Source organism: Streptomyces sp. NPDC050315 (assembly GCF_040655775.1).
Classification (GTDB): Bacteria; Actinomycetota; Actinomycetes; order Streptomycetales; family Streptomycetaceae; genus Streptomyces.
Genome location: NZ_JBFAKN010000002.1, coordinates 930,148 through 950,250, shown reverse-complemented (window position 1 = coordinate 950,250; position 20,103 = coordinate 930,148). Strand labels below are relative to the sequence as shown.

The following is a 20,103-nucleotide window of genomic DNA, read 5'->3' as shown; positions in this document are numbered from 1 at the left end:
TGGGGTGTATTTGTGGGTACTTCCGCGTGGTGCTTCCCCGTGCGGGGGGGGGGCCCGGCGCTGCCCCCCCGCCCCCGGCGGGGGCGCGGGGAACTGCGCGACCAGCCACGACGTGGCGGCAGCGGGCCACCGGACGGCAGTCCTACGGCGGCTATCCGCGGTCGTCGACCGCAAACGCCTCCACGCCCCACAGCGAGTACCCGTACTGGGTCGCCCGCTTCTCGCCCTGCACCCGGATGTACCGGACATCCTTCGCGTCCATGCGGACGGACTCCCGGCCGCCGCGGCCATCGCGGACCGTCGCAGCCGTCCGCCACGTCCGCCCGTCGGCCGAGACCTGCACGCGATACCGCGAGGCAAACGCGTCCTGCCAGTGCAGGACCACCCGCCCGAGCCGGACCGGCCGGTCCAGCGCGAACTGGAGCCAGGCGCCGTCCTCGGCAGGAGAGGACCAGCGGGTCTTCGGGTCGCCGTCGGTGGCCGCCGAGGCGGGGAAGTCGGCGGTCTCGTCGCCCGACGAGACCGCCGCCGCACCGCGGGCCAGGTCCTTGCCGCCGGTGGGCGGGAACGTACGGACGGTCAGGGTCTGCCGCTCGTCACCGAAGGTGACCGGGATCTTGTACGTGGCGGAGCCCGCGGTCTTCGGGACGGTGAGCCGGACCCGGGCGGTCGCCGTGCCGCCGCGCGGCGCGGTGAGGCGCTCGGGGGCGTGCACGGCGAAACCCTTGGGGGCCTGGACGCGGAGCCGCCCGTGGACATCCGCGGGGCGGCGGGAGAAGACGCGGACGTCGACGTCGACCGTGCCGCCCGGCTCGGCGTCCGCCTCCGTACGGGAGAGCTCCAGACCGGCCGGTGCCGTGTCGTCGAACCAGGGGGTGAGGGAGGTCACCGAGGGCGCCGGGTCGTCGTGGCCCCAGCGGAGCCGTACCGCGTCGGCGCGCAGGCCGTGGGCCGCGGTCTGGGTCCAGCCGGACGCGGAGAGGCGGCCGAGGCGCTGCCAGCCCTTGCCCGGGACGCGGGCCTCCACCGAGGCGCGCGCGGCGTCCGGGGAGGGGTCGGTGAGCGCGGTGACCGCGCTGAGCGTGCGGGGGCGCGCGAAGGGGACGGTCAGGGAGGACGCGTGGGCGGCCTCGTGCGGCTTCGGGGCGTCGGAGGCGGCGCCCGTCCAGGCGTCGGACTCGCGCAGCGCCCGGTCCAGGAACGGGCCGAGCACGCCCTTGCCGACCGTCGCCGACCGTTTGCCGATGTCTTCGCGGAGGTCCTCCGCCGCGCGCTGGGCCCGCCACGCGGCCGCACCGTCGCCGCGGGCCTGGGCGCGCAGCATGTCGATGGCCTGCACCCCGGCCCGTCCGTACCGCGCGAGCTGCGCGGACCAGGGGCGTACCTCGGTGGCGAGGCCGCCGGTCAGCCGCTCCGGCGTCTCGCTCATCGTGATGAACGCCGCGCGGAGGGCGGCCGCGGCCTTGGCGTACTCCTTGTCGCGGGCCGGGCCGCCGCCGTTGATCGCGGCGGCGCGGGCCTGCCAGAAGCGGTCGATGAGGGGGCGGAGATAGCCCGATTCGCCGGTGTGCAGGACGGAGGAGGCGTCGTTGCCGGCGAGGGCGTGCAGCGCGGCGCGGGTGCGGGCCAGGCGGTCCCGGTCCGCGTCCGTGGCGGCCGCGCCGGCCCCGCCGTCCGCCCGGTCCGCCTGACCCGCCTGGCCCGCCTGCTCCGCCGCCAGGTCGTCCAGGGCCGCCTCCCAGGACTCCTGGGGGCGGTACTCGCGCGGGTTCCAGGCGTAGTCGGCGGTGGTGAAGAGGGGGATGCGGGAGGCCGTGGGCTGCTCCATGGCGTTGGCCAGGAGGGCGGCGGAGCCGGTGGCGACGGCGGGCTCGCGCCCGGTGTACGGGCCGAGGAAGATCCGGTCCTGCGCGTAGTCGTTGACCGGGTAGTTGTCCATCGTGATCAGGCGGTGCCCGAACACCTCGCGGGCCCTGGCCAGTTCGCCGCCGGTGATGGTGCGCGGCACGACGCCGACGCCGGTCCAGGCCACCTCCACCCGGTCGGCGAGCGCGGTCGCCAGCTCCTCGCGGTACTTCGTCGAGCCGTCCTGGTAGTACTCGGTCGGCATCAGCGACAGCGGCGCGGAGCCTGGGTGGCGGTCGGCGAGGTGGGCGGCGAGCGCGTTCGCCACCTCGGCCTGGGCGCGCGCGGCCGCCTCCGGGCCGCTGCCGAAGGCGTCCTGGTCGGCGTCGCAGTGCCACTCGCTGTAGCTGACGTCCTGGAACTGGAGCTGGAAGCTGCGCACGCCCAGCGCCCACATGGCGTCGATCTTGCGCTTGAGCGCCCGGGTGTCCTCCTCGGAGGACATGCACAGGGACTGGCCGGGGGAGAGGGCCCAGCCCAGCGTGATGTGGTTGGCGCGGGCCCGCTCGGCCAGCTCGCGGAAGCGGGCGCGCTGCGCGGCCGGGTACGGCTCGCGCCAGCGGGCCTGGCGGTAGGGGTCGTCGCCGGCCGCGTAGAGGAAGCGGTTCTGCTTCGTACGGCCCATGAAGTCGAGCTGGGCGAGGCGCTCGGCCTGGGACCAGGGAGCGCCGAAGAAACCTTCGGTCGTGCCGCGCACCGCGGTGCCCGGCCAGTCGCGCACGGCGACGGACGCCACCCGGTACGCGCCGTCCGCGCCCCGCGTGATGAGCTGCCGCAGCGTCTGTACGGCGTGGAAGAGGCCGTCGTCTCCCACGCCCTCCATGGCGATCGTGCCGCGGCCCGCGACCTGGCCGGTGGCGAGGCGGTAGCCGCCGGAGGGCAGGTCCGTGCCGCGGGCCGGGGCGTGCAGGGCGCGCAGCGCGTCGGCCGCCTGCCGTCCGCCGACGCGGATCAACGGCCCCTCGGACGGCAGCGGCGCTCCGGGCTCCGCCTCGTGGACCGTGCGGACCCCGGCGCCGCGCAGCAGTTTGAGCAGCGCGTCCATGGCGTACGGGTCGGTGTCCCCGTCGGTGACGACGGTGACGGCGGTGCCGAGCGGCACGGCGGTACCGAGGGACCGCAGCGACTGCGGGCGCGGCCAGACGGCGGGCGTCTCTCCCGCGTCGGCGGGCCGGTCGGGCGCGCCGACGGCCGGCTCGTCGGGCGCGGCCTGGGCTGCCGGTACGCCGCCGAAGAGTCCCCCTATGACGGCGGCGGCCAGTGCCGTCGTGCCTGCCACCCTGGCGCCGGACCCGGCACCGTTCCGTTTACTGGCGCCGGCGCCCCGGAATCGCACGGCCTCTCCTCGTCCCCGTCGGTCTGCTGCCTCGCTCGGCAGGGCCGCTCCTTGTGGTCGGTCGGCGGAGCGGCCGCCATCGGCTGTGAGCCCACCACTCGGGGGTCGAGGTGTCAACGACGGTTACCGAAGTGCCCCCCTTTGCCCTGTGTGGCCAAGGGGACACACGGGGGTACCGGTCGGCGGGAAATGCCGCAGGAGTTTCGCTATGATGTCCGTTTAGTCGGTATCTCCTGCGTGAGTGACCGGCTCGCACCGCGAAATCGTTCGTCAGGGCGACGGTGTGAGGTGGCACACGTTTAGTGACTGGATACGTCTGCGACGGCATGGATTGGGTAAGGCCCTCGTGTCCTACTCTCGACGAACGGGAGGCCCTCGTGGCCGCGTCCGCTCAGCTTCTTCTCGATGCCCTCTCCAAACCGACCGAGCCGGATCTGCTGGCAGGGGTCTCCGACCCGGACTGCGGCTTGGACGGATCCGGCTCGTTCTCCTTCTCCGAGCCACCCCTGACCAGCGAGCCCCCGCTCGCCGACATCTGCCCCCTCACCAGCGAGACCCCCATCGCCGCGGAGATGCCGCTCACCAGTGAGCCCGCCGCCGCCGGCTACGGCACGGAGTCCATGGAGGTCTGATGGGCCGAGCGCGGCTCGCCCGGCTGCACGGCGTCACCACGTCCTACGAGCCCGCGCCGGGCCGCACCGTCCATGTACCCGAGGACACGGTCGTAGCCGTGCTCGCCGCACTGGGGGTCGACGCCTCCACGCCGCAGGCCGTCCGCGCCGCGCTGGACGCGTACGAGTACGGCCCGGCCCGTGCCCTCCTCCCGCCCACCCTCGTCACCCGCGAGGGCCGCCCGCCGGACCTGGCGGGGCTGCCCGGCGGCACCACGCTGTGCGTCGACACCGAGGACGGGCGGACGCTGGACTGGGGCCTGGTGCCCGGCGGGCGCGCGGCGCCGCTGCCGCCCGGCGTGCACCTGCTGCGCGCCTACTCCCCCGAGGGCCGCTCCGCGCACTCCCACCTCGTCGTGGCGCCCGACCGGATGCCCCCGGCGTCCGGCCGCGCCCACGGCTTCATGGTCCAGCTCTACTCCCTGCTCTCCCAGCGCTCCTGGGGCATGGGCGACCTCGGCGACCTGGCCCGGCTCGCCGACTGGTCCGGGCGGACGCTCGGCGCGGACTTCGTACAGCTCAACCCCTTGCACGCGGCCGTACCGGGACCGCCGACCGACCCCTCCCCGTACCGCCCCTCCTCGCGCCGCTTCCCCGACCCCGTACATCTGCGGATCGAGGACGTGCCCGAATTCGGGCGGCTGGCCGACGCGGACCGGCAGCGGGCCGACGAGCTGGCCGGGCAGGCGGCCGCGCTGCGCGACGCCGTCCTGAAGAACGGCGCGCTGATCGACCGGGACGCGGTCTGGGAGCTGAAGAAGGAAGCCCTGGAGCTGCTGCGGACCGTGCCGCTGAGCACGGCCCGGCAGGCCGCGTACGACGCCTTCCGCGCCGTCCAGGGCCGCGACCTGGAGGACCACGCCACCTGGTACGCGCTGGCGGAGGCGCACGGCCCGGACTGGCGCGGCTGGCCCGACGGGCTGCGCGACCCGCGCTCGGCACGTACGGAGCGGATGCGGCGCGCCCTGGCCGACCGCGTCGACTTCCACCGCAGGGCCGCCTGGCTCACCGACGAGCAGCTCGGCGCCGCGCAGCGCACCGCGCGCGACGCGGGCATGAGCATCGGGCTGGTCCACGACCTGGCCGTCGGCGTGCATCCGACGGGGGCCGACACCTGGGCCCGGCAGGACGCCTTCGCGGCCGGGATGTCCGTCGGCGCGCCGCCGGACGCCTTCAACTCGCGCGGCCAGGACTGGGGACTGCCGCCGTGGCGCCCCGACACGCTCGCGCGGACCGGGTACGCGCCCTTCCGCGCGCTGCTGCGCGGCCTGCTGCGGCACGCGGGAGCGCTCCGCATCGATCACGTCATGGGCCTCTTCCGGCTGTGGTGGATCCCGGAGGGCCGGCCGCCCACGGAGGGCGCCTACGTCCGGTACGACGCCGAGGCGATGCTCTCCGTACTGGCGCTGGAGGCGGCGCGCGCCGGTACCACGGTCATCGGCGAGGACCTGGGAACGGTCGAGAACGGCGTGCGCGAGGCGCTGGAGGGGCGCGGCGTCCTCGGGACGTCCGTCCTGTGGTTCGAGCGCGACTGGGCCGCCGAGGGGCAGCCGCCGCTGCCGCCGCACGAATGGCGCGCGGACTGCCTGGCGACCGTCACCACGCACGACCTGCCCAGCACGGCCGGGCGGCTGACCGGCGAGCACACCGCGCTGCGGCACCGCATCGGCCTGCTGGACGGCTCCCTGGAGGAGGCGCGGGCCGCCGAGGCCGCCGAGGTCGCCACCTGGCTGGAGTGGCTGGTCGCGCTGGGGCTGCTGCCGAAGGGCGCGGCCACCGGGGACGCCGCGGCCGACGAGGAGACCGCGGTCGCGGCGCTGCACCGCTTCCTGCTGCGGGCCCCGGCCCGGATGGTCGGCGTGTGGCTGCCGGATGCGGTGGGCGACCGGCGGCCGCAGAACCTTCCCGGTACCTCGGCGGAGTATCCGAACTGGCGGCTGCCGGTCGCGGCGCCGGACGGGCGGCCGATGACGCTGGAGGAGATCATGGAGTCGCCCCGGCTGCGGGCGCTGATGCGCGAGTTCGAGGCCGTACCGGACAGAGAGGTCAGCCGTGAGGTCAGCCGTTAGGGCACCCCGGGCGCGCGGGCCGTTCAGGCGTCCGATACGTTGAGGTACGTGAGCAACAAGGTCAAGAACCACGCCCTGCGCGCCGGAACGATCACCGCCGGTACCGCGCTGATGCTGCTGATGTCGTCCCCTGCTTTCGCGCTCACCCGCGACGACGGTGACGACCCGGGTCCGGGCCTGAGCGTCGTCGAGACGCTCGGCCTCTACGTCGCGCTGCCGATCGTCCTCTTCCTGGTCATCGCCGGCCTGGTCATGGTGGGCGACAAGTCCCGCAAGGCCGAGAAGAGCTGACACCCGGCCTTCCGGGCTCACCACACGGACTGCAAGGCGCCGACCGGTTCATACGAACCGGTCGGCGCCTTTTGTCGTACCCGGACAGCACCGTTTTCCGCCGATTCACCCGATTACGGTGGCGATCCGTCTTGACGGGGAACTAACCTACGATGCCGTAACCTACGGTCCCGTAAGGAATTCTCCACGTCCCCAGGAGACCCCCGTATGACCATCGCCCCCGCCCACCAAGACGGAGAGCGCGGCCAGACCGCCTGGAGTGACGCCCAGCTCCTTTACGCGCTCGAAGAGGTCGTCGAGAAGGAACTCAACCGCCACCTGGCGATAGCCAAGGAATGGATGCCGCACGAGTACGTGCCCTGGAGCGACGGGCGGAACTTCGACGGCGTGATGGGCGGCGAGCCCTGGGCGCCCGAGCAGTCCAAGGTCACCGACATCGGCCGGACCGCGCTGGTCGTGAACCTGCTCACCGAGGACAACCTCCCCAGCTACCACCACGAGATCGCGACCCTCTTCGGACGGGACGGCGCGTGGGGCACCTGGGTGCACCGCTGGACGGCCGAGGAGGGCCGGCACGGCATCGTCATGCGCGACTACCTGCTGACCAGCCGCGCCGTCGACCCGGTCCAGCTGGAGCGCTTCCGCATGGCGCACATGGAGGAGGGCTTCGAGTCCGACAACAACCACAGCATGCTGCACTCCGTGGCATACGTGGCCTTCCAGGAGCTGGCGACCCGCATCTCGCACCGGAACACCGGGCGGCACTCCGGCGACCCGGTCTGCGACCGCATGCTCGCCCGTATCGCCACGGACGAGAACCTCCACATGCTCTTCTACCGCAACCTCCTCGGGGCGGCCTTCGAGCTGGCGCCCGACCAGACCATGTGCGCGGTGCGCGACGTGGTCGTGAACTTCCGGATGCCCGGACACGGCATGCCCGGCTTCGAGCGGGCCGCGGCACGTATGGCGATCGGCGGGATCTACAACCTGCGGATCCACCACGACGACGTGATCCAGCCGGTGCTGCGCTTCCTGAAGGTCCTGGAGATCGGCGGTCTGGGCCCGGCGGGCCTGAAGGCGCAGGAGGAGCTGGGGCTGTACCTGGGTGGCCTGGACGACCAGGCGCGCAAGTTCGACGAGCGGCTGGCGGCCCGCGAGGCGCGGAAGGCGGCCCGACAGGGCTGACTGGGCTGACCCCCCTTCCTTTCAGGCCTCCTGAAAGGAATCATCAGAAACATTCGATGGACCTGATGAGTGCAGGGCTGTCACGGTAGGTGCGATCCGCACCGACCGAAGGGAAGCCGTGACAGTCCTGGAGAACGAAGCAGCCGTACGGACCGGGAGCGAAACCCGGTCCGTACGGCCCGGCGCCGCCCGCCGCGCCACCCTCACCGGCCTCGCGCTCGCGCTGACCGCCACCGTCGTCTGGTCCGGCAGCTTCGTCACGTCCCGGGCGCTGCACGACAGCGTCCCGCCCGTACAGGCGGCGTTCTGGCGGTGGGTGATCGCGCTGCTCGCCGTGGCGCCGGTGACGCTCCCGCAGGTCTGGCGGCAGCGCGCGCTGCTCCGCCGCCACTGGCGCTTTCTGACGCTCGCCTCGCTGCTCGGCGTCACCGTCTACAACACGCTGGTCAACCAGGCCGGACTGACCACCCCCGCCGGCACCATGGGCATGATCATGGCGGCGTCGCCGACGCTCATGGTGCTGTTCGGGCGCTTCGGAGGCGGCGGCGAGCGGATCGGCGTCCGGCGCGGCGTCGGCATGCTCGTCGCGACCGCCGGCGTGCTCACCCTGCTCGGCAAGGGCGACCCGACGGCCCTGTTCCGGCTGGACCTGTCGGGCGGCGGCCTGTGGATGCTCGCCGCCATGGCCTGCTTCGCCGGGTACAGCGCACTGGTACGCCGCAAGCCCGCCGAGATCACCGGCCCGGCCTTCCTCTTCGTGACCTTCGCGCTCGGCACGCTGCTGCTGGCGCCCGCGTACGCCGTCAGCCTGGCCGTACAGGGCGGCTTCACGCCCGCCGTCGGCACGGTCGGACCGCTGCTGTACGTCGGTATCTTCTCCTCCGCGGTGGCGTTCTTCACCTGGAACAAGGCCATCGCCCTGGTCGGCGCGGCCCGCGCGGGCGCCGTCTACTACCTCCAGCCGGTCTGCGTCGCCCTGCTCTCCCTCCTGCTGCTCGGCGAACACACCGGCCCGGTGCAGATCCTGTGCATGGTGCTGATCCTGGGCGGCGTGGTGCTCGCCGCCGGTGTACCGCGGAGAGCCGGCCGTTGACCGCATACGCTGCCCGCATGGCCGACTGGGACATCAAGAAGCTGCGTATCCTGCGCACACTCGGCGAGCTGGGCACGGTGACCGCGACCGCCGAGGCGCTGCACATGACGCCCTCGGCGGTCTCGCAGCAGCTGACCGGGCTCGCCAAGCAGCTCGGGGTGACCCTGCTCCAGGCCCACGGCCGCCGGGTACGCCTCACCGACGCGGCCCACCTCGTCCTCCGGCACGCCGACGCGGTCTTCGCGCAGCTGGAGCGGGCGGACGCCGAGCTGCTCGGGTACTTGCAGGGCGAGGCCGGCGAGGTGCAGGTCGGCGCGTTCTCCACGGCGATCCCGGCGCTGGTGGTGCCGGCCGTCGAGCAGCTGCGGCGTACGCACCCGGGCCTGGTCGTCCGCGTACGGGAGGCCGAGGCGGCCGAGGCGTACGAGCTGCTCTCGGAGGGCAGTGTGGACCTCGCGCTCTCCCTCGCGGCGCACGCCCCCACCCCGCGCGACCCCAAGTTCGCCCGGCTGTCGCTGCTCGCCGACCCGCTGGACGTGGCGCTGCCGGCCGGGCATCCGCTGGCCGCCGAGCCGGGGCTGCGGCTGGCCGACCTCGCCGCCGAACCGTGGATCTTCGGGCGCAGTGGGCCCTGGTCCGAGATCACCACCACGGTCTGCGAGAACGCCGGGTTCGTACCGGAGCAGGCGCACGCGGCGGCCGACTGGGCGGCGATCCTGGCGATGGTCGCCGCGGGCATGGGCGTGGCGCTCGTCCCGCGCATGGCGATGCGGCCGGAGCGGGGAGGGGCGGGCGTCGCGGTCCGCGTCCTGCACGCCGACCAGCCGCGCCGCCATGTGGTCGCGGCCGTGCGCCGCGGCTCGGAGGACGCGCCGGGCATGTCCCGCGTCCTGGGCGCGCTGCGGCAGGTGGCGGCGGAGCTCGCCGAGCAGTAGGCGCCCGCCCGGCGGCGGAACAAACCCCTCCACCTTTCAGGTCTGCTGAACGTACGCTGCAGAAACTTTCGATGGACCTGGTGGGAACGTCTCTGCGAATCTCAAAGAGACGACGCACCCGAACGCGAAGGGCAGAGATGACCACCACCCCGGCCGCCTCCTCCACTGATCCGCACGCCAACGACGCCGCCCCGTACGGCGGTGGCGACCCCTACGCCGACTACCGTGACGGGGACTACGCCTTCACCTCGCTCGTCGACCTCGCCGACCGCCGCTTCGGCGCCGGCGTGATCGCCGCGAACGACGAGTTCTTCGCCGAGCGCGAGAACCTGCTGAAGCGCGAGCGCGCCGTGTTCGACCCGGAGCACTTCGGGCACAAGGGCAAGATCATGGACGGCTGGGAGACCCGGCGCCGCCGCGGCGCCGACGGTGACCACCCCTTCCCGACCGACGACGAGCACGACTGGGCGCTGATCCGCCTCGCCGTCCCCGGCGTGATCCGCGGCATCATCGTCGACACCGCCCACTTCCGCGGCAACTACCCGCAGCAGGTCACCGTCGAGGCCACCGCCGTACCGGGCAGCCCGAGCCCGGAGGAGCTGCTCGCCGACGACGTGAAGTGGGAGGAGATCGTCCCCCGCACGCCGGTGCGCGGCCACGCCGCCAACGGCTTCGAGGTCACAGCCGAGCGCCGCTTCACCCACCTCCGCCTCAAGCAGCACCCCGACGGCGGCATAGCCCGCCTGCGCGTGCACGGCGAGGTCGTGGCCGACCCGGCGTGGCTGGATGTACTGGGCACCATCGACCTGGCGTCCGTACTGAACGGCGGCGCGGTCGAGGACGCCTCGGACCGCTTCTACTCCTCGCCCACCCAGATCATCCAGCCCGACCTGTCCCGCAAGATGGACGACGGCTGGGAGAACCGCCGCCGCCGCGTCAAGGGCACCAACGACTGGGTGCGCTTCCGCCTCGCCGCGCAGGGCGAGATCCGCGCGATCGAGATCGACACGGCGTACCTCAAGGGGAACTCGGCGGGCTGGGCGGCGCTGTACGGCTGCGACGGCACGCCGGAGGACGAGTCCTCCTGGTTCGAGATCCTGCCGAAGACGAAGCTGCAGCCGGACACGCCGCACCGCTTCGTACTGCCGGCCGCGGTGACCGCGACCCACGTCCGCCTGGACGTTTTCCCCGACGGCGGCCTTGCCCGTATGCGGGTGCACGGCAGCCTCACGGAGGCGGGCCGTGCGGCACTGGGCCGCCGCTTCGACGAGCTCGGCGGCTGAGCTTTCGTCGGGCCGCGGGAGGGGGGCGGCCCGGCGCCCACGACTCGTCCGGCGACGGCTGCGGATGGCTGCGCCGACGCCGGGCGGTACCACCACGCCGAGGTCGGCGGTGCCATCCGTTTTCCGTGGACCGTCCCGCCGTCTCGGTTGCTCGCGCAGTTCCCCGCGCCCCTTAAGGGGCGCGGGGAACTGCGCGCTCAGCGCCGACGGTGCCGCAGTCGGCCTGTCGGCTCAGCCCGCCGTCAGGCGGCAGCCGCATCGGCCGCCTGGGCCTTCAGCGCGCGCTCCACACCCGCCCGGGACTCCGTCACCAGCCGCCGCAGCGCCGCGCTCGGGTCCGCCGATGCCAGCCACGCGTCCGTCGCGTCCAGCGTCTCCTGGGAGACCTGCAGCGACGGGTACAGCCCGACAGCGATCTGCTGCGCCATCTCGTGGCTGCGCGCCTCCCACACACCCTTGAGCGCGTCGAAGTACTGCGCGGTGTACGGGGCGAGCAGCTCGCGCTGGTCGGTCTGGACGAAGCCGCCGATGACGGCCTCCTGCACGGCGTTCGGCAGCTTGTCGGACGCCACGACCGACGCCCACGCCTCGGCCTTGGCCTCCGCGGTCGGCCGGGCCGCGCGCGCGGTGGCGGCGTACCGCTCGCCCGCCGAGGTCCGGTCCCGCTCCAGCTCCGCCGCGATGGCCTTCTCGTCCGCGCGGCCGGTGGCGGCCAGCCGCTGCAGCAGCGCCCAGCGCAGCTCGGTGTCGACGGCGAGGCCGGTGATCTCCTCCGTGCCGTCGAGGAGGTTCTGCAGGAGGTCCAGCTGCGCGGTCGTACGGGCCGTCGCGGCGAACGCGCGGGCCCACGCGAGCTGGTGGTCGCTGCCGGACTCGGCGGCGCGCAGCTGCTTGAGGCAGGCGTCGGTCCACTTGGCGAGGCCGGTCTCGCGCCACTCCGGCGCCGCGTACAGCTCCAGCGCCAGCTTCACCTGGCGGTGCAGCGACTGCACCACGCCGATGTCGGACTCCTTGCCGATGCCGGAGAGCACCAGCTCCAGGTAGTCGCGGGTGGCCAGCTCGCCGTCGCGCGTCATGTCCCAGGCCGAGGCCCAGCACAGCGCGCGCGGCAGCGACTCGGAGAAGTCGCCGAGGTGCGCGGTGACGGTCTTCAGGGACTCCTCGTCGAGGCGGACCTTGGCGTACGACAGGTCGTCCTCGTTGAGCAGGATGACCGCCGGGCGCGGGGTGTTGGCCGGGAACGGCACCTCGGTGCGCTCGCCGTCCACGTCCAGCTCGATGCGGTCGGAGCGGACCAGCTTGCCGTCCTTCAGGTCGTAGCAGCCGACCGCGATGCGGTGCGGGCGCAGCACGGGCTCGCCGGTCGCGCCCTCGGGCAGCGCGGGCGCCTCCTGCTTGATGACCAGCGAGGTCACATTCCCCGCCGCGTCCGTCTCGACCTCCGGGCGGAGGATGTTGATGCCGGCCGTCTGCAGCCACTTCTTCGACCAGGTCTTCAGGTCCCGGCCGGAGGTCTCCTCCAGCGCGCCGAGCAGGTCGGAGAGCCGGGTGTTCCCGTACGCGTGCGCCTTGAAGTACTGCTGCACGCCGCGGAAGAACTCATCCATCCCGACATACGCCACGAGCTGCTTGAGCACACTCGCGCCCTTGGCGTAGGTGATCCCGTCGAAATTGACCAGCACATCATCCAGATCACGGATCTCCGCCATGATCGGATGCGTGCTCGGCAGCTGGTCCTGCCGGTACGCCCACGTCTTCATCGAATTCGCGAAAGTGGTCCACGAATGCGGCCACTTGCTCCCCGGCGCGTACGCCTGGCAGGCAATGGAGGTGTACGTCGCGAACGACTCGTTCAGCCACAGGTCATTCCACCACTCCATGGTGACCAGATCGCCGAACCACATGTGCGCGAGCTCGTGGAGAATGGTCTCCGCGCGCACCTCGTACGCCGCGTCCGTCACCTTCGACCGGAACACGTACTGGTCGCGAATGGTGACCGCGCCCGCGTTCTCCATCGCGCCCGCGTTGAACTCCGGCACGAAGAGCTGGTCGTACTTCGCGAAGGGGTACTCGTAGTCGAACTTCTCCTGGAACCAGTCGAATCCCTGCCGGGTGACCGCGAAAATCTCCTCCGCGTCCAGGAATTCGGCGAGCGAGGGCCGGCAGTAAATGCCGAGCGGGACCCGCTTCCCGTCCTTCTCGTAACTGCTGTGCACGGCGTGGTACGGGCCCACGATCAGCGCGGTGATGTAGCTGGAGATCCGCGGCGTCGGCTCGAAGGACCACACATTGTCCTTCGGCTCCGGCGTCGGGGAATTGGACACGACCGTCCACCCCTCCGGCGCCTTCACCGTGAACTGAAAGGTCGCCTTCAGGTCCGGCTGCTCAAAGCTCGCGAACACCCGCCGCGCGTCCGGCACCTCGAACTGCGTGTACAGATAGGCCTGCTCATCCACCGGGTCGACGAAGCGGTGTAGCCCCTCACCCGTATTGGTGTAGGCGCAATCCGCCACGACCGTCAGCTCATTGCGCCCAGCGCGCAGCCCGCGCAGCGCGATGCGCGAATCGGCGAACACCTCGTCCGGGGCCAGCGCCGCCCCGTTGAGTACGACCTCGTGCACCGTGGGCGCCACCAGATCGATGAACGAATCCGCCCCGTCCTCGGCCGCGTCAAAACGGACCGTGGTCACGGACCGGTAGGTGCCCCCCTCCTGCGCGCCACTCAGATCCAGGTCGATCTCGTACGAGTCGACGGTCAGCAGGCGCGCCCGCTCCTGCGCCTCTTCACGGGTCAGATTCGTGCCAGGCACGCGGTCATCTCCTCCGGTATACGGCGTTGTATGCGACGTTGCCGCCATCCTTCCACGCCGCCACCCCTGGACGGCGAGTAGTATTCTGGGTAGCAACGATCTTCCTACCTGGGTAGCATTAGTGGCATGAAGATCAGTGTGAGCCTGCCGCAGGAGGACGTGGCCTTCGTCGACGAGTACGCCGCGAGAACGGAAGCCGAGTCGCGGTCCGCCGTGATACACGCCGCCATTGAGATGCTGCGCGCCGCCGAGCTGGAGGCCGACTACGAGGCGGCGTTCGCCGAATGGGACGCGAGCGACGACGCCGCGTTCTGGGACCGGCTCTCGGGGGACGGGCTGAGCAATGAGGCGCGGTGACATCTACCTGGTCGACTACGAGCCCGCGCGCGGCAGCGAGGCCAACAGGGCCCGCCCGTCGGTGATCGTCTCCAACGACGGCGCCAACGCCATAGTGCAGCGGACCGGTCGGGGAGTGGTCACCGTGGTGCCGTTGACGTCCAACACCTCCCGGGTCTATCCCTTCCAGGCACTGCTGCCGGCAGACGAGTGCGGGCTGGCGAAGGACTCCAAGGCGCAGTGCGAGCAAGTGCGCGCCATGGCCCCGGAGCGGCTGCTCAAGCGCATCGGAACGGTCCCGCGGCAGCGCATGGCCGAGGTCGACACGGCCCTGCGGCGGCACCTCGCGCTCTGAACGGGGCGAGGGTCGCGTCCGTTTCCCGCCGGAGTTCTGGGGGCGGGGCGGTGAGGGTGGGGGAATGACCACTTACCTCGCGCGGCCCATTGAGGCCGTCGTTCTGAAGGAACTGCGTACCGCCGACGACGCCGGGCAGGCGATGCGGCCGTTCACCGCGTCCGAGGACGGGGCGTCGCTCGACTGTGTCGGAAGTCCGTTGCGGTGTTGTCTGCGGCCGGTCCGGGTGGGGGAGCGGGTCGCGCTCGTGTCGTATGCGCCGTTGCGGCGGTGGGCCGCGGCGACGGGGGCCGAGCCGGGGGCCTACGACGAGCAGGGGCCGGTGTTCGTGCACGCCGAGGAGTGCGGCGGGCCGGATCCGGGCGCCGTGGGGTACCCCTTCACGCGGCCCGGGGCGCTGCGGGTCCTGCGGAGGTACTCGGCGGCCGGGCACATCACCGGCGGGCGCCTGCTGGAGCTGCCCGAGGACGCCGACGCGGCTCTCGATGCCGCGCTGGGTGAGGCGTTCGCCGAGCCGGAGACCGCGCTGGTGCATGTACGGGCCGTCGAGTACGGCTGCTTCCACTTCGAGGTGCGCAGGCCGTAGCAGGGGAAACGGCGCGGGGCCCGTACGGATCACGTCCGTACGGGCCCCGCGGCGTCGGCAGGGTGGGTGTCAGCCCTTGAGCTCTGCGGCGACGAGCTCCGCGATCTGGACGGCGTTGAGGGCCGCGCCCTTGCGGAGGTTGTCGTTGGAGAGGAAGAGGGCGAGGCCGTGCTCGACCGTCTCGTCCTTGCGGATGCGGCCGACGTAGGACGGGTCCTGGCCGGCGGCCTCCAGGGGGGTGGGGACGTCGGAGAGGGCGACGCCGGGGGCGCCCGCGAGCAGCTCGGTCGCGCGGGCGGGGCTGATCGGGCGCTCGAAGCGGGCGTTGACCTGGAGGGAGTGGCCGGAGAAGACCGGGACGCGCACGCAGGTGCCGGAGACCTTCAGCTCGGGGATCTCCAGGATCTTGCGGCTCTCGTGGCGGAGCTTCTGCTCCTCGTCGGTCTCGTTCAGGCCGTCGTCGACGATGGAGCCGGCCATCGGCAGAACGTTGAAGGCGATGGGGCGGACGTACTTGTTCGGCTCGGGGAAGTCGATCGACGAGCCGTCGTGCGTCAGCTTGGTCGCGTCCTGGTCGATGGCCTTGCGGGCCTGGTCGTCGAGCTCCTCGACGCCGGCCAGGCCGGAGCCGGAGACCGCCTGGTACGTGGCGACGACCAGGGCGGTGAGGCCGGCCTCGTCGTGCAGCGGGCGCAGCACGGGCATCGCGGCCATCGTCGTGCAGTTCGGGTTGGCGATGATGCCCTTGGGGCGGTCCGCCACCGCGTGCGGGTTCACCTCGGAGACCACGAGGGGGACCTCGGGGTCGCGGCGGAAGGCGGAGGAGTTGTCGATCACGACCGGGCCGGACGCGGCCACCTTGGGCGCCAGCTCCTTGGCGGTCGCGCCGCCCGCGGAGAAGAGGACGATGTCCAGGCCCGAGTAGTCGGCCGTCGCCGCGTCCTCGACCGTGATCTCGGTGTCCTGCCACGGGATCGTGCGACCGGCGGACCGCGCCGAGGCGAACAGCCGCAGCTGCTCCACGGGGAAGTTCCGCTCGGCGAGAATGCCTCGCATCACACCGCCGACCTGGCCGGTGGCTCCGACGATTCCGATCCTCATGGCACTCCTTCTAGGGAACTGGCGACGATTTCCGACTGGAAACCCTGCTCAGAAGTCTCTCCATCATGCGTGTGACACCCGTCGCCTTGTCCAATCCGTTTCAGGGAGTGGAGCGGAAAACGAATCTTGCCATGCGGACAAGTGACTACTGAGTCGCTGCTGACCTCCCATAATCTCCTACTCGAAGGACAGTGCGAAGGTCACAACGAGGTGCCGGCGCGAAAACCGTACATTCCGGTACCGAACGGGGCGTACCTGCCCCCAGAGAGGCCCTGCTCCCGTGACCGCCCCCGCCCCCGTCGCCGACGCCCCGGAGGCCGAAGCACCCGCGCCGCCCGGCCGCGCCGCACGCGTCCTGCGCTCCTCCGCCCCGCCGCGCCCCCGCCCCCTCGTCCTGCTGGCCGCGACCACCGCCATCGCGCTCGTGCTGCTGCTCCTGGCCGGGACCGGGGTGCTCCTGCGGCACCCGGTGCTCATCCCGCCGCTCGCGGCCAGTGCCGCACTGGTCGCCGGCGCCCCGGCGCTGCCGCTCGCGCAGCCGCGCAGCGTCATCGGCGGCCATCTGCTGGGGGCCGCCGCCGGCTTCGCCGTGGTGGCCGTCGCGGGGCCCGGCGTCTGGAGCGCGGCCGCGGCCGGCGCGCTGGCCTTCGGCGCGACGGCCCTGGCCCGCGCGCCGCACTCGCCCGGCGTCGCCACGTCCCTGATCGTCGGCTTCCAGGGGCCCGACCCGCTGCCGTTCCTGCCCCTGCTGCTCGCGGCCACCGTGATCCTGACCACGGTGGGCCTGTGCCTGCACCGGCTGAGCGGCCGCCGGTACCCGCTGTACTGGTGGTGACGCGTGGCCCCGGCTCCGGCCCACGCCCGTATACCCGCGCCGTCCGCCGCGGTAGTCCTGCGTGCGCGCCCCGTTACCCCATGAAGTGAACGTCACATGAAGCCCGGCCACCGGATCCCCGAGCGTCCGGTGGCCGGCGCGTCACGCCGGGCGCGCCGATGATCCCTGTGCAGAGATCGGCGGCGCCCGTTGTGGTCATGTTCACGCACAGTCCACTCCCGGTGCGAAACATCCCCGGTGAGGGGCGCCGACCCGCCCCCGACACCACCGCGTTCGTACTCGGGGAGTCCGCGCATGTCCCGCACTCGGTCCGCCGCCACCCTCGACCGCCGTACCTTCCTCGCCGCCACCGGAGTGGCCGGCGCCGCCGCCGGGGCGGGGCTGACCCTCGGGCTGAGCGGCCGGCCGGCCACCGCCGTGCCGACCCAGGCCGGGCCCGCGCCCTTCGCGCCGCAGCCGGTCGACGCGCCGGCCGTGCCGCCCGTGCCGTTCCGCCGCGGCACCACCCTCGACTCCGTAGCAGCGCCGCTCGGCACCACCGGCTACCGCCGCCTCGGCGACGGCCCCGCCTGGTCCCGCGTCGTCCGTACCGAGCTGGCCGCCGCCCGCTCCGGCCGGGACGAGCGGCGCACCACCCTCGCCTCCTTCGCCCAGTTCACCGACCTGCACCTGGTCGACGTGCAGAGCCCGCTGCGGTACGAGTACCTGCGCGCGCAGACCGCGAGCGCCTGGCGCCCGCAGGAGGCGCTGTCGGTGGCCGGCATGGTCTCGCTCATCGAGCGGGTCAACGCGCTCAAGGGCGGCCCGGCCACCGGCTCCCCGCTCGCCTTCGTCATGACCACCGGCGACAACACCGACAACAACTCCAAGATCGAGCTGGAGTGGTTCCTCGGCGCGATGAGCGGCGGCCGCATCGTCCCCAACACCGGCGACCCGCGGCACTACGAAGGCGTGCAGGACAGCGGCCTGAAGCTGTACTGGCAGCCGGACAGCGGCCTGCGGGACGCCGACAAGCAGCTGGGCTTCCCGCGGCTGCCCGGCTTCCTCGACGCCGCGCTCCGCACCGTGCACAGCCCTGGCCTGGACATCCCCTGGTACACCACGGTCGGCAACCACGACCAGCTGCCCGGCGGCTGTTACGCGCCCGGCGACTCGTACTGGACGGAGATCGCGACCGGCGAGCGGAAGCTGGAGACCCTGCCCGCCGATCAGGCCGAACAGGTCTGGAAGGCCGTGAAGAAGGGCCTTGACCCCACCGGCGCCGACTTCAAGGAACTGCTGCGGGCGAACCGCCGGCACACCCGGCAGGTGACGCCGGACCCGCGCCGGGCGCCCTTCACCCGCGCCGAGTATGTACAGGCTCACCTCGACCCCGCCTACGACGGCGCGGGCCCGCACGGCCACGGCTTCACCGAGGCCAATGTCCACGACGACCAGCTGTACTACAGCTTCCAGGTCGCGGACGACGTGATCGGCATCAGCCTGGACACCACCGACCCCGGCGGCCACTACACCGGCTCCGTCGGCACGGCCCAACTGAACTGGCTGGAGCGGCAGTTGAAGGAGCACAAGGACTCCTACGTGCTGGCCTTCAGCCACCACACCAGCAAGACCATGGACAACACCCGCCCGGACCCGGCCCGGCCCGACGAGGGGCGGCACGGCGGCGACGAACTCGTACGGCTGCTGTCCGGTCACCGCAACGTTCTGGCCTGGATCAACGGCCACAGCCACAAGAACGACATCACCGCGCACGACGGCTTCTGGGAGATCTCCACCGCATCCCACATCGACTTCCCGCAGCTCGCGCGCATCATCGAGGTCGTGGACAACCACGACGGCACACTGTCGCTCTTCACCACTCTCGTGGAGTCCGCGGCCCCGCACCGCACCGACTTCCACGACCTCTCGCAGACCGGCCTGGCCTCGCTCTACCGGGAGCTCTCCGCCAATCAGCCGCAGGGCCGCACCGACCTGGCCGGGCAGCCGGGCGACCGCAACACCGAACTCCTGGTGAAACGTGGCTGATTGACGCTCAACCGCGGCCCGCGTCGCAACCCCGGACGCGGCCGCCGGGTCCCCTTCCCCGACCGCAGTCGGCAGCGAGGGGGAACGACGATGAGAGCACGGAGCGCACTGGCGGGGGCCCTGGCCACCGCCCTCGCAGGAACGGTACTGCTCACCGCGCCGGCGGCCACCGCCGCAGGACCGGCGAACGACGGCCACGCGCGCACCAGGGCCGCCATGGAAGCCCAGGTCGCCAAGGGCGTCCCCGGCATGATCGGGCAGGTCACCGAGGGCCGCCGGGTCTGGAAGGCCACCGTCGGCGTCGGCAACCTCGACACGGGTGAACCGCGCGGCACCGGCGACGCCTTCCGCGTCGGCAGCATCACCAAGACCTTCGTGGCCACGGTCCTGCTCCAGCTGGAGGCGGAGGGCCGGCTCGACCTGGACGACACGGTCGAGGAGTGGCTGCCGGGCGTCGTCCGGGGCCACGGCCACGACGGCCGCCGCATCACGCTGCGGCAGCTGCTCAACCACACCAGCGGCATCCGCGAGATCTTCGAGGAGAAGGAGTTCCGCGACAAGGTCACCGGGCCGGGCTTCCTGGAGCACCGCTACGACACCTGGACGCCGCGGCAGCTCGTACGCCTGGCCATGAAGGGCAAACCCACCTTCGAGCCGGGCGCGTCCTGGAGCTACTCCAACACCAACTACGTGCTCGCCGGCATGGTCATCGAGAAGGCCACCGGCAGGCCGTACGGAAAGGAGGTCGAGCGCCGCATCTTGAGGCCGCTCGGACTGAACCGCACCGTCGTGCCCGGCACGGACCCCCGGATGCCCGGGCCGCACGGCATCGGATACTCCAAGCTGCTGGTGGAGAAGCCGGGGCCGGAGGTGTACGACGCGACCGAGCTCAATCCGTCGCTCGCGGGCGCGGCCGGCGAAATGATCTCCACGGCCGGGGACCTCAACCGCTTCTACGCGGCGGTGCTACGCGGAAAGCTGTTCCCGCAGCGGCAGGTGACTGAGATGCTCACGACCGTTCCGGTCGGCAAGGAAGCCCCGCACATCCGGTACGGGCTGGGCCTGATGACGCAGCAACTGTCCTGCGGGGTCCGGCTGTACGGCCACGGCGGCGGAATCCACGGCTCGACCTCGGAGGCCGTCACCACCCGGGACGGCCGGCATACCGCGGCGTTCAACTCCAACGCGGACTGGACCGGCGACAGCGAGCCGGTCGTCGAGGCGGAGTTCTGCGCCGGGAAGTGACACCGTGCTCGCGGGGGCGGGCCCCAGCGGCCCGCCCCG

At 72.4% G+C, this 20,103-nt stretch carries 16 protein-coding genes; 13 read left to right on the top strand and 3 right to left on the bottom strand.

Annotation, left to right across the window (positions count from 1 at the left end; all coding sequences use genetic code 11):
• Nucleotides 1-151: 151 nt before the first annotated feature.
• Complete coding sequence (locus AB0I82_RS11185; RefSeq protein ID WP_363256883.1) at nt 152-3,184, bottom strand: beta-N-acetylglucosaminidase domain-containing protein; 3,033 nt, start codon at nt 3,182-3,184, stop codon at nt 152-154.
• 434 nt (nt 3,185-3,618) lie between these two features.
• Between AB0I82_RS11185 and AB0I82_RS11180 the strand changes: the two genes are divergently transcribed.
• From AB0I82_RS11180 to alc, 7 genes are all read left to right on the top strand, one after another.
• A complete protein-coding gene (locus AB0I82_RS11180; RefSeq protein WP_363256882.1) occupies nt 3,619-3,873 on the top strand; it encodes a hypothetical protein in 255 nt (84 codons plus the stop codon).
• Nucleotides 3,873-5,981, top strand: a complete 2,109-nt coding sequence (gene malQ, locus AB0I82_RS11175; protein WP_363256881.1) for a 4-alpha-glucanotransferase — start codon at nt 3,873-3,875, stop codon at nt 5,979-5,981. The genes AB0I82_RS11180 and malQ overlap by 1 nt, the downstream gene beginning before the upstream one ends.
• 48 nt (nt 5,982-6,029) lie before the next feature.
• Nucleotides 6,030-6,272 (top strand): hypothetical protein, encoded by a 243-nt coding sequence (locus AB0I82_RS11170; RefSeq protein ID WP_363256880.1) that lies wholly within the window; start codon nt 6,030-6,032, stop codon nt 6,270-6,272.
• A 207-nt stretch (nt 6,273-6,479) separates the two neighbouring features.
• Entirely contained in the window at nt 6,480-7,457 is a 978-nt protein-coding gene (locus AB0I82_RS11165; protein ID WP_363256879.1) for an acyl-ACP desaturase, read from the top strand.
• A gap of 118 nt (nt 7,458-7,575) precedes the next feature.
• Nucleotides 7,576-8,550, top strand: coding sequence for a DMT family transporter (locus AB0I82_RS11160; RefSeq protein WP_363256878.1), 975 nt, complete (start codon nt 7,576-7,578; stop codon nt 8,548-8,550).
• 17 nt (nt 8,551-8,567) lie between these two features.
• A complete protein-coding gene (locus AB0I82_RS11155) occupies nt 8,568-9,485 on the top strand; it encodes a LysR family transcriptional regulator (RefSeq protein WP_363256877.1) in 918 nt (305 codons plus the stop codon).
• Between the two features lie 137 nt (nt 9,486-9,622).
• On the top strand, nt 9,623-10,768 hold the full coding sequence (gene alc, locus AB0I82_RS11150) for an allantoicase (RefSeq protein ID WP_363256875.1): 1,146 nt from the start codon (nt 9,623-9,625) through the stop codon (nt 10,766-10,768).
• 242 nt (nt 10,769-11,010) lie between these two features.
• Here alc and pepN read toward each other — a convergent pair whose 3' ends face one another.
• A complete protein-coding gene (gene pepN, locus AB0I82_RS11145) occupies nt 11,011-13,578 on the bottom strand; it encodes an aminopeptidase N (protein ID WP_363256873.1) in 2,568 nt (855 codons plus the stop codon).
• A 126-nt stretch (nt 13,579-13,704) separates the two neighbouring features.
• On the opposite strand from pepN, the gene AB0I82_RS11140 reads away from it, so the two are divergent.
• From AB0I82_RS11140 to AB0I82_RS11130, 3 genes are all read left to right on the top strand, one after another.
• A complete protein-coding gene (locus AB0I82_RS11140) occupies nt 13,705-13,935 on the top strand; it encodes a ribbon-helix-helix domain-containing protein (RefSeq protein WP_363256871.1) in 231 nt (76 codons plus the stop codon).
• Nucleotides 13,922-14,269: a type II toxin-antitoxin system PemK/MazF family toxin gene (locus tag AB0I82_RS11135; RefSeq protein WP_363256870.1), complete on the top strand. Its 348-nt coding sequence runs from the start codon at nt 13,922-13,924 to the stop codon at nt 14,267-14,269. The genes AB0I82_RS11140 and AB0I82_RS11135 overlap by 14 nt, the downstream gene beginning before the upstream one ends.
• Before the next feature lie 64 nt (nt 14,270-14,333).
• Nucleotides 14,334-14,855 carry a DUF1203 domain-containing protein gene (locus AB0I82_RS11130; protein WP_363256868.1) on the top strand — a complete coding sequence of 174 codons (522 nt, stop codon included), beginning with the start codon at nt 14,334-14,336 and terminating at the stop codon, nt 14,853-14,855.
• A 69-nt stretch (nt 14,856-14,924) separates the two neighbouring features.
• Here the strand turns inward: AB0I82_RS11130 and AB0I82_RS11125 are convergent, their stop codons facing one another.
• The gene (locus tag AB0I82_RS11125) at nt 14,925-15,956 is read right to left on the bottom strand and encodes an aspartate-semialdehyde dehydrogenase (protein ID WP_363256867.1); all 1,032 of its coding nucleotides are present in this window, start codon (nt 15,954-15,956) and stop codon (nt 14,925-14,927) included.
• Between the two features lie 280 nt (nt 15,957-16,236).
• Here AB0I82_RS11125 and AB0I82_RS11120 point away from each other — a divergent pair, with 280 nt between their 5' ends.
• The 3 genes from AB0I82_RS11120 to AB0I82_RS11110 all read left to right on the top strand — a co-directional run bounded on the left by AB0I82_RS11120 (nt 16,237) and on the right by AB0I82_RS11110 (nt 20,064).
• The gene (locus AB0I82_RS11120; protein ID WP_363256866.1) at nt 16,237-16,791 is read left to right on the top strand and encodes an HPP family protein; all 555 of its coding nucleotides are present in this window, start codon (nt 16,237-16,239) and stop codon (nt 16,789-16,791) included.
• A gap of 294 nt (nt 16,792-17,085) precedes the next feature.
• Nucleotides 17,086-18,819: a TIGR03767 family metallophosphoesterase gene (locus AB0I82_RS11115; RefSeq protein WP_363256865.1), complete on the top strand. Its 1,734-nt coding sequence runs from the start codon at nt 17,086-17,088 to the stop codon at nt 18,817-18,819.
• Between the two features lie 90 nt (nt 18,820-18,909).
• A complete protein-coding gene (locus tag AB0I82_RS11110; RefSeq protein ID WP_363256864.1) occupies nt 18,910-20,064 on the top strand; it encodes a serine hydrolase domain-containing protein in 1,155 nt (384 codons plus the stop codon).
• Nucleotides 20,065-20,103: the final 39 nt, after the last annotated feature.

What these genes read in the sequence shown, in the direction of transcription:
- AB0I82_RS11155 (WP_363256877.1), top strand. Translation starts at nt 8,568, where the DNA reads ATGGCCGACTGGGACATCAAGAAGCTGCGTATCCTGCGCACACTCGGC.
- AB0I82_RS11125 (WP_363256867.1), bottom strand. Translation starts at nt 15,956, where the DNA reads ATGAGGATCGGAATCGTCGGAGCCACCGGCCAGGTCGGCGGTGTGATG.
- AB0I82_RS11135 (WP_363256870.1), top strand. Translation starts at nt 13,922, where the DNA reads ATGAGGCGCGGTGACATCTACCTGGTCGACTACGAGCCCGCGCGCGGC.
- AB0I82_RS11110 (WP_363256864.1), top strand. Translation starts at nt 18,910, where the DNA reads ATGAGAGCACGGAGCGCACTGGCGGGGGCCCTGGCCACCGCCCTCGCA.
- AB0I82_RS11140 (WP_363256871.1), top strand. Translation starts at nt 13,705, where the DNA reads ATGAAGATCAGTGTGAGCCTGCCGCAGGAGGACGTGGCCTTCGTCGAC.
- AB0I82_RS11130 (WP_363256868.1), top strand. Translation starts at nt 14,334, where the DNA reads ATGACCACTTACCTCGCGCGGCCCATTGAGGCCGTCGTTCTGAAGGAA.
- AB0I82_RS11115 (WP_363256865.1), top strand. Translation starts at nt 17,086, where the DNA reads ATGTCCCGCACTCGGTCCGCCGCCACCCTCGACCGCCGTACCTTCCTC.
- malQ (WP_363256881.1), top strand. Translation starts at nt 3,873, where the DNA reads ATGGGCCGAGCGCGGCTCGCCCGGCTGCACGGCGTCACCACGTCCTAC.
- AB0I82_RS11165 (WP_363256879.1), top strand. Translation starts at nt 6,480, where the DNA reads ATGACCATCGCCCCCGCCCACCAAGACGGAGAGCGCGGCCAGACCGCC.
- alc (WP_363256875.1), top strand. Translation starts at nt 9,623, where the DNA reads ATGACCACCACCCCGGCCGCCTCCTCCACTGATCCGCACGCCAACGAC.